4 protein-coding genes are annotated in these 9,081 nt (G+C 61.7%); 3 read left to right on the top strand and 1 reads right to left on the bottom strand.

The genetic code is table 11. The features are described from left to right. On the bottom strand, positions 1-3,730 hold a 3,730-nt coding region (locus J4E53_RS28565; protein ID WP_207268243.1), incomplete at its 3' end, for an S-layer family protein. Between the two features lie 358 nt (positions 3,731-4,088). Between J4E53_RS28565 and J4E53_RS28560 the strand changes: the two genes are divergently transcribed. The 3 genes from J4E53_RS28560 to J4E53_RS28550 are packed head-to-tail and all read left to right on the top strand — an operon-like array spanning position 4,089 to position 8,989. Next, positions 4,089-5,438 (top strand): TolC family outer membrane protein, encoded by a 1,350-nt coding sequence (locus J4E53_RS28560; RefSeq protein ID WP_060739742.1) that lies wholly within the window; start codon positions 4,089-4,091, stop codon positions 5,436-5,438. Between the two features lie 37 nt (positions 5,439-5,475). After that, a complete protein-coding gene (locus J4E53_RS28555) occupies positions 5,476-7,632 on the top strand; it encodes a type I secretion system permease/ATPase (protein WP_092169421.1) in 2,157 nt (718 codons plus the stop codon). Beyond that, positions 7,622-8,989, top strand: coding sequence for an HlyD family type I secretion periplasmic adaptor subunit (locus J4E53_RS28550; RefSeq protein WP_060739741.1), 1,368 nt, complete (start codon positions 7,622-7,624; stop codon positions 8,987-8,989). Before J4E53_RS28555 ends, J4E53_RS28550 begins: the two co-directional genes overlap by 11 nt. Positions 8,990-9,081: the final 92 nt, after the last annotated feature.

The following is a 9,081-nucleotide window of genomic DNA, read 5'->3' as shown; positions in this document are numbered from 1 at the left end:
TGCCGCTTTCCAAAGTCACGGTGACCGGACCGTTTTGTGCGGTGACGGGTTTGCCGTCGGCACCGGTCAGGGTGGCGGTGTAAGTGATGGTGCCGTTTTCGTTCACGGTCGGCGTAGCGGTCAACGTTACCGTGGTGGTGTCATTGACGTCGCTGACGATGGTGCTGACTGGAGCGGTGTTCGGAGCGATGGCCTCAAGGTTGCCACCGGATGCATCTTTGATCGACTCGGTGACGGTGGTCGGACCTTGATAGACGTCGTTGCCTACCGCCACGTCCAACACACCCGAGCTTGCGCCCGCTGCGATGGTAATGGTCTTGCCGCTTTCCAACGTCACGGTCACAGGACCGTTCTGCGCGGTGACGGGCTTGCCATCGGCACCGGTCAATGTGGCGGTGTAAGTGATGGTGCCGTTTTCGTTCACGGTTGGTGTGGCGGTCAACGTCACGGTAGTGGTGTCGTTGACATCGCTGACCACGGTGCTGACTGGAGCGGTATTTGGAGCAATGGCTTCGAGGTTGCCGCCCGATGCGGAGGCAATCGATTCAGTCACCGTCGTTGGACCTTGGTAAACATCGTTACCCACAGCAACATCGAGCACGCCGGAGCTTGCGCCCGCAGCGATGGTGATGGTCTTGCCGCTTTCCAACGTCACGGTGACCGGGCCGTTTTGCGCGGTGACGGGTTTGCCGTCGGCGCCGGTCAGGGTGGCGGTGTAGGTGATCGTGCCGTTTTCGTTCACGGTTGGTGTCGCGGTCAAGGTCACCGTGGTGGTGTCGTTGACGTCGCTGACTACGGTGCTGACAGGCGCGGTGTTCGGTGCAATGGCTTCCAGGTTGCCGCCCGTGGCGGAGGCAATCGATTCAGTCACCGTCGTTGGGCCCTGGTACACGTCATTGCCGACGGCTACGTCCAATACGCCCGAGCTTGCGCCAGCGGCGATGGTGATCGTTTTGCCGCTTTCCAACGTCACGGTCACAGGACCGTTCTGCGCAGTGACCGGTTTACCGTCAGCACCGGTCAGGGTGGCGGTGTAGGTGATGGTGCCGTTTTCGTTCACGGTTGGTGTCGCGGTCAAGGTCACCGTGGTGGTGTCGTTGACGTCGCTGACCACGGTGCTGACTGGGGCTGTATTCGGTGCAATGGCTTCCAGATTGCCGCCCGATGCCGAAGCAATCGATTCAGTCACCGTCGTTGGACCTTGGTAGACGTCGTTGCCTACCGCTACGTCCAAGACGCCGGAACTTGCACCGGCAGCGATGGTGATCGTTTTGCCGCTGTCCAAGGTCACAGTGACCGGACCGTTCTGCGCGGTGACGGGTTTACCGTCAGCACCGGTCAGGGTAGCGGTGTAGGTAATCGTGCCGTTTTCGTTTACGGTCGGCGTAGCGGTCAACGTGACGGTAGTAGCGTCTATCGAATCGGTGATCGTAGTGACCGCAGGCGCAGTGCTCGGCACCAGATTCTCAAAGTTGCCACCTGTCGCACCGGTGATGGTGGTGCTGACAGTGCTGCCGTTGTTGTAGACGTCGTTGGCCGGGGTGTCCACGGCAACGGTGCCGGTAGTAGCACCGGCGGCGATATTGATCACCGCGCCATTGCTCAAGGTCACGGTCACTGGGGTTTGAGCGGCATTGGTCAAGGTGGCGGTGTAGGTAATCTGGCCGCCTTCGGTGATGGTGTTGCTGGCCGTCAGGGTCAGGCCAGTGGTATCGACCGAATCGGTAATGGTGGTAACCGCAGGCGTGGTGCTCGGCACCAGGCTCTCGAAGTTGCCACCGGTCGCGCCAGTAATCGTGGTGCTGACGGTGCTGCCGTTGTTGTAGACGTCGTTGGCTGGTGTCTCGACGTTGACGGTGCCGGTGGTTTGGCCCGCAGCGATGGTGATGACCGAGCCATTGCTCAAGGTCACTGTCACTGGGGTTTGAGCGGCATTGGTCAGGGTTGCGGTGTAGGTGATCGAACCGCCTTCAGTGATGGTGTTGCTGGCGGACAGGGTCAGGCCAGTGGTGTTCACCGAATCGGTAATCGTAGTCACCGCTGGTGCGGTGCTCGGTACCAGGTTCTCGAAGTTGCCACCGGTCGCACCGGTGATGGTGGTGCTGACAGTGCTGCCGTTGTTGTAGACGTCGTTGGCCGGGGTCTCTACGGCAACGGTGCCAGTGGTAGCACCGGCTGCGATGTTGATCACCGCGCCGTTGCTCAAGGTCACGGTCACTGGCGTCTGGGCCGGATTGGTCAACGTCGCGGTGTAAACAATCGAACCGCCTTCGGTGATGGTGTTGCTGGCCGTCAAGGTCAGGCCAGTGGTATCCGCCGAATCGGTGATCGTGGTCACCGCAGGCGCAGTGCTCGGAACCAGGTTCTCGAAGTTACCGCCGGTCGCGCCAGTAATCGTGGTGCTGACAGTGCTGCCGTTGTTATAGACGTCATTGGCTGGCGTCTCGACGTTAACGGTGCCGGTCGTCTGGCCAGCAGCGATGGTAATGACCGAGCCATTGCTCAAGGTCACGGTCACTGGCGTCTGGGCTGGGTTGGTCAGGGTCGCGGTATAGGTGATCTGACCGCCTTCGGTAACGGTGTTGCTGGCCGAGAGGCTCAGGCCAGTGGTATCGACCGAATCGGTAATGGTGGTAACCGCAGGCGTGGTGCTCGGCACCAGGTTCTCGAAGTTGCCACCCGTCGCACCGGTAATCGTGGTGCTGACAGTGCTGCCGTTGTTGTAGACGTCATTGGCCGGTGTATCGACGTTGACGGTACCGGTGGTCTGGCCCGCAGCGATGGTGATGACCGAGCCATTGCTCAAGGTCACGGTCACTGGCGTCTGGGCCGGATTGGTCAGGGTCGCGGTGTAGGTGATCTGACCGCCTTCGTTGACGGTATTGCCCGCGCTCAGGGTGATGGTGGTGGTGTCGACGGTGTCGGTGATCTGGGTCACGGCCGGCGTGGTGGGCACGGTCACGGCGATGCCGGTGCCGCCGGTGGTGCCAGTGACGGTCACGCTGATTTGAGTGGCGTCGTTATAGACGGTGTCGTTCGGCGCCAGCGGTACGTTGACGCTGCCGGTCGTTTGTCCGGCAGCAATGACGATCACCGAGCCGTTGGACAGGGTCACTGTCAGGTCGGTCTGAGGCGCCTGGGTGACTGTCGCGGTGTACACCAGCACGCCGCCGGCTTCGGTCAGGGTCGGTGTGGCGCTCAGGGTCATCGTCGCGTTGAGCACGGCGTTGGTGGTCGTATCCGTGGTATCGCCACCCAGGATGTTGTTATCGGTGGCGGCAGCCGCAGCGAGACCTTCCGTTGGGAAACCGACGGTAGGGTCGACGCTGCCGGCGGTGGCATCCAGCACCACAAAACTGTGGCCGCCACCGGCGGCACCACCCGTACCCGCGGCAGTGGCGCCGGCGGCGGTGGCTTCCAGGGCGGTCGTCGGGTCGACGCCCGCGGCGATGGCTTGTTGCAGCTCTTCTACCGACGGCGCGGCCTGGGCAGTGGCTTGGGCCAGGTCGGTGGACGAGTCCGGAGCACTGGCGCTCCACTGGGTGTCGCGACCCAGGTCCAGGGTGCGGCCATCGGCCAGTTCCAATGTGACGGCGCCGGCAGGGCCGGTGTCCAACTGGTCGCCTACGTTCAGGCGATCACCTTCAATGAGTACGCGCCGGATGCCCTCTGGGGATACGACGAAAACCTGACCAACAATGCTTTTGACGACGGCAATAACACTGCTCATTGAAGACTTCTCCGGGTGCCACGCTCAGTAGACTTCCATGGACCCGGCAGCCTGTGGGCAGCAGCGGTCTGGACGTTCATGTTCACAAAGTAAGGTTATTTGACGCTTCTTTTGTCAATATTTTGGCTGTGCTTTTTTCGATTATTTAGTTTGTGCCAAACTATTGACCTTCTGTCGGCCATCCTAAACAATCGCTTCAGTAATGTCACATTGATATTTAAGCGGCGACCTGTCCTTTCGGTGCTTGATCCAGTTCTTGTTTCGAACTTTCCGACATACGGTCATTCCGGTTGCCATCATCCGATGCAGCGCCACGTTTCGCTGTGATTCAAGACAAGAGTTTCAGGAAAAAACCACCATGCGTCCGCACTTGTTCATGGCTTTACCCTTCGCCCTCGCCGCCAGCTTCGTACAAGCACAAACCTTGCCGCAGGCCATGCAACAGGCGCTGGATGTCCATCCTGAAATCCAGGCCGGTGTGAACAGTCGTCTCGCGGCGGATTACCAACTCAAGGCGGCCAAGGGCGGCTACCTGCCTAGAGTGGACCTTGCAGCCGGGTATGGCCGTGAAGGCACTGACAGCGTCACCACTCGGTCAGGCGGCAACAACCATTGGGAAACCCTGAACCGCAGCGAGTCGAGCCTGCGCCTGTCACAAATGGTTTTTGACGGTTTTGCGACGTCCAGCGAAGTGGGGCGTCAACAAGCCACCGTCAATGCCCGTGCCTACTCGTTGCTGGACGCTTCCGAACGCACCGGTCTGACGGTGGCCCAGGTTTACCTGGATGTGCTGACCCGTCGTGAGTTCGTGCGCCTGGCCGAGGAAAACCTCAAGAGCCACGAACGTATCTTCGACCAGATCAAGCTGCGCACCTCCCGCGGCGTGGGCAGCGGCGCCGACCTGGACCAGGCCGAAGCGCGCATGGCCCAGGCCCGCAACAACCTGATCACCGAACAGACCAACCTGGCCGACGCCGAGACCAACTACCTCAGCGCCGTGGGCCAACTGCCCGATCAACTGGAACGTCCCGCCGATTTTCTGGCGCTGTTGCCGGCCAACCTGACCGAAGCCCGCGCCCAGATGCTGGAAAACAGCCCGGTGCTGCGTTCGGCCGAAGCCGACATCGCCGCCGCCGAGCAACAGTACGAAGCCGCCAAGTCGAGCTTCTACCCACGTTTCGACGCCGAGTTGGGTCGCACGGCCGACAACGACCTGGACGGTCAGAACGGCCACAACAACGAGTGGCAAGCCATGCTGCGCATGCGTTTCAACCTGTATGCCGGTGGCAGCAACAAGGCCGACCTGGAATCCAAGTCGTACCTGTCCAACCAGGCCCTGGACATCCGCAACAACGCGCTGCGCCAGTTGAACGAAGAGCTGGGCCTGGCCTGGAACGCCTTGAACAACGCTAACGCCCAGGTGCCGGTCGCCCAGCAATACGTGGATCGCAGCGCCAATGTGCGCACCGCCTACCAGAAGCAGTTCAGCCTCGGCGAGCGGACCCTGCTCGACTTGCTCGACAGCGAAAACGAGCTGTTCAGCGCTTCCCGTCGCCTGGCGGAAATCAAGAATGTGCAGCTGTTCACCCAGTACCGGATCAAGGCAACCATGGGCCAGCTGTTGAAAAGCCAGGGTGTGGTCGCACCGTTGGCATCGGTTGTGCAGAACGACATGAAGCCCAAGGTTCAATTGCCTGGGATGAATTGAGTCCTACCACCCGTTTTAATCAGTCAGAGTGCCGAGCGTGGAATCAGAAGTCAGTCCAGTCGAACTAGTTCATGACCCGCGCACGCTGCACGACGACCCGCTGCTGGACGGTCTGCTGGCGCTCTGCATGCTGCATCAGAAGCCGGCCAGCGCAGCGATGCTCACCACTGGCCTGCCACTGCCCAAGCAACGGCTGAGCGTCGAATTATTGTCGCGCGCGGCGGCCCGTGCCGGCCTGCAAGGCCGGGTGCTGCAACGCAAGCTCGAGCAGATCCCGACCATCGCCATGCCGGCGCTGTTGCTGCTCAAAGACGGCCGCAGCGCCGTGTTGCTGGGCTGGGTCGGTGACGACCAGGCGCGGCTGCTGCTCAGCGAAAGCGACGGCGGTGAGGTGACCGTCAGCCGCGAACTGCTGGCGGACGACTACAGCGGCAAGGTGTTCTTCGCCCAACCGCAGCATAAATTTGACGTCAACCACGGCACGCTCATTCCCCGGGCGCGTTCGTGGTTTCGCGACACCCTCAAACGGTCCCGCTGGCTGTACGCCGATGCCATCGCCGCGAGCCTGCTGATCAACATCATCGCCATGGCCGCGCCACTGTTCGTGATGAACGTCTACGACCGCGTGGTGCCGAACCAGGCCGAATCGACGCTGTGGGTGCTGGCCGTCGGTATCACCGGCGCCTATGTGTTCGACCTGATCCTCAAGATGCTGCGCAGCCTGTGCCTGGACCTGGCGGGCAAGAAAACCGACCTGATCATCTCGGCGACGCTGTTCGAACGCATCGTCGGCATGTCCATGAAGTACCGCCCGGCGCGGGTCGGCAGCTTTGCCCAGAACATCCATGAGTTCCAGAGCCTGCGGGACTTCCTCGCTTCGCTGACCCTCACCAGCCTGATCGACTTGCCGTTCACCCTGCTGATCTTCATGGTCATTGCGATTATCGGTGGGCACCTGGTGTGGATTCCGGTGCTGGCGTTCCCGATTGCCCTGCTGATCGGCTATGCGTTGCAGAAGCCCCTGGTGGCGACCATGGAGCGCACCATGGCCCTGGGCGCCGAGCGCCAGTCCAGCCTGATCGAGACCCTGGCCGGCCTGGACGCGGTGAAGGTCAACAACGCCGAGAGCGAGCGTCAATACCAGTGGGAACAGACCATCGGCACCCTCAGTCGCCTCGAACTGCGGGTGAAGATGCTGTCCGGGCTGGCAATGAACATCACCTTGCTGATCCAGCAATTGGCCGGGGTGATCATGATCGTCTTCGGCGTTTACCTGATCATCGCCGGCAACCTGAGCATGGGCGGGCTGGTTGCCTGCTACATGCTCAGCGGCCGCGCCCTCAGCCCACTGGCGTCGCTGTCGGGCCTGTTGACCCGCTATCAGCAGGCGCGGGTGACCATGACCTCGGTCGACCAGATGATGGAGCTGCCCCAGGAGCGCAATTTCGACGAGCGCCCCCTCAGCCGCAAGGTGTTGCAGGGCGCCATTGAATGCCGTCAGTTGAACTTCACCTACCCGAACCAGCAGAACGCCGCGCTGAAAAACATCAACCTGGTGATCAAGCCCGGCGAGAAAATCGGCATCATCGGTCGCAGCGGTTCGGGCAAAAGCTCCCTCGCCAAATTGCTGGTGGGCCTGTATCAGCCTGACGACGGTGCCTTGCTGGTGGACGGCGTGGACATCCGCCAGATCGACGTCAGCGAGCTGCGCTACAACATTGGCTACGTGCCCCAGGACATCCAGCTGCTGGCCGGCACCCTGCGGGACAACCTGACCTCCGGCGCCCGTTACGTCGAAGACGAACTGGTGCTCCAGGCCGCTGAACTGGCGGGCGTGCACGAATTCGCCCGTCTGCATCCGCAAGGCTATGAACTGCAAGTCGGCGAGCGCGGGCAGAACCTGTCCGGCGGCCAGCGCCAGAACGTCGCCCTGGCCCGCGCGCTGTTGCTCAACCCGCCCATCCTGCTGCTGGACGAACCCACCAGCGCCATGGACAACACCGGTGAAGAACGCTTGAAGCAGCGCCTGGCCGCCGTGGTGGAAAACAAGACCGTGCTGTTGGTGACGCACCGGGCATCCTTGCTGTCGCTGGTGGATCGCCTGCTGGTGATCGACCGTGGACAGATCCTCGCCGATGGCCCGAAAGCCGCTGTCATGGAAGCGCTGAAGAAGGGGCAGATCAGTGTTGCTTAAGCCAGGTTTAAAGGGCGGCGTGGGCCGCTATTTCAAAGGTTCCGACTCGCTGCACGGCCAACCGCTGCCCGAGGTCAACAAAGCCCTGATCGAGGACGCTCCCCGGGTGGTGCGTTTGACGATCTGGGGCATCATCGGCTTCTTTGTATTCCTGATGCTGTGGGCCAACTTCGCCGAGATCGACGAAGTGACCAAGGGCGACGGCAAGGCGATCCCATCGTCCAAGATCCAGAAAATCCAGAACCTGGAAGGCGGCATCGTCGCTGAGCTGTTCGTCAAGGAAGGGCAGATCGTCGACGTCGGCGCGTCGTTGATTCGCCTGGACGACACACGGTTTGTCTCCAACGTCGGCGAAACCGAGGCTGATCGGCTGTCCATGTTGTTGCGGGTCGAGCGCCTGAGCGCCGAAGTCGATGACCGGCCGCTGAACTTCCCGGCCGATGTACTCAAGGCGGTGCCGGGCCAGGCGGCCAGCGAAGAGTCGCTGTACATCAGCCGCCGCCAGCAGTTGCACGATGAAATCGGCGGCTTGCAGGAGCAGTTGATCCAGCGCCAGCAGGAACTGCGCGAGTTCGTGTCCAAGCAGGCGCAGTACCGCTCCGGCCTGGCGCTGCAACGCCAGGAAATCAACATGTCCGAGCCGCTGGTGGCCCAGGGCGCGGTGTCGCCGGTAGAAGTGCTGCGGCTCAAGCGCGCCGAAGTCGAGACCCGTGGGCAACTGGACGCCACGACGCTGGCGATCCCCCGCGCCGAATCGGCGATCAAGGAAGTGCAGCGCAAGATCGACGAGACCCGCGGCAAGTTCCGCAGCGAAGCCCTGACCCAGCTCAACGAAGCCCGCACCGACCTGAACAAGGCCCAGGCCACCGGCAAGGCCCTGGAAGACCGGGTGAGCCGGACCCTGGTGACGTCGCCGGTGCGCGGCATTGTCAATAAATTGCTGGTGAACACCATCGGCGGCGTGATCCAGCCCGGCAGCGACCTGGTGGAAATCGTGCCGCTGGACGACACCATTCTGGTGGAAGCGAAAATCCGTCCCCAGGACATCGCCTTCCTGCACCCCGGCCAGGACGCTACGGTGAAATTCACCGCGTACGACTACACCATCTACGGCGGGATGAAAGCCAAGCTGGAACAGATCGGTGCCGACACCATCACCGATGAAGACAAGAAAACCACCTACTACATCATCAAGCTGCGCACCGAACGCAGCCACCTGGGCACGCCTGAAAAACCCTTGCTGATCATCCCTGGCATGGTGGCGTCGGTGGACATCATCACCGGCAAGAAAACCGTGCTCAGCTACCTGCTCAAACCGATCATCAAGGCCCGGTCCGAGGCGTTGCACGAGCGGTAGTTTCAAGCCTGTGTCCTCCACAGCTGCCCATCGGTGGCTGGATAGCTTTGTGGTGCTTAGCTCTTCAGCTAACCCCCTTGTGGGAGCGAGCT

Source organism: Pseudomonas sp. FW305-28 (assembly GCF_017351395.1).
Lineage (GTDB): Bacteria > Pseudomonadota > Gammaproteobacteria > Pseudomonadales > Pseudomonadaceae > Aquipseudomonas > Aquipseudomonas fluorescens_AA.
Note: the sequence above shows the minus strand (reverse complement) of the source record. Positions and strands in the feature narration are given on the sequence as shown.

What these genes read in the sequence shown, in the direction of transcription:
- J4E53_RS28560 (WP_060739742.1), top strand. Translation starts at nt 4,089, where the DNA reads ATGCGTCCGCACTTGTTCATGGCTTTACCCTTCGCCCTCGCCGCCAGC.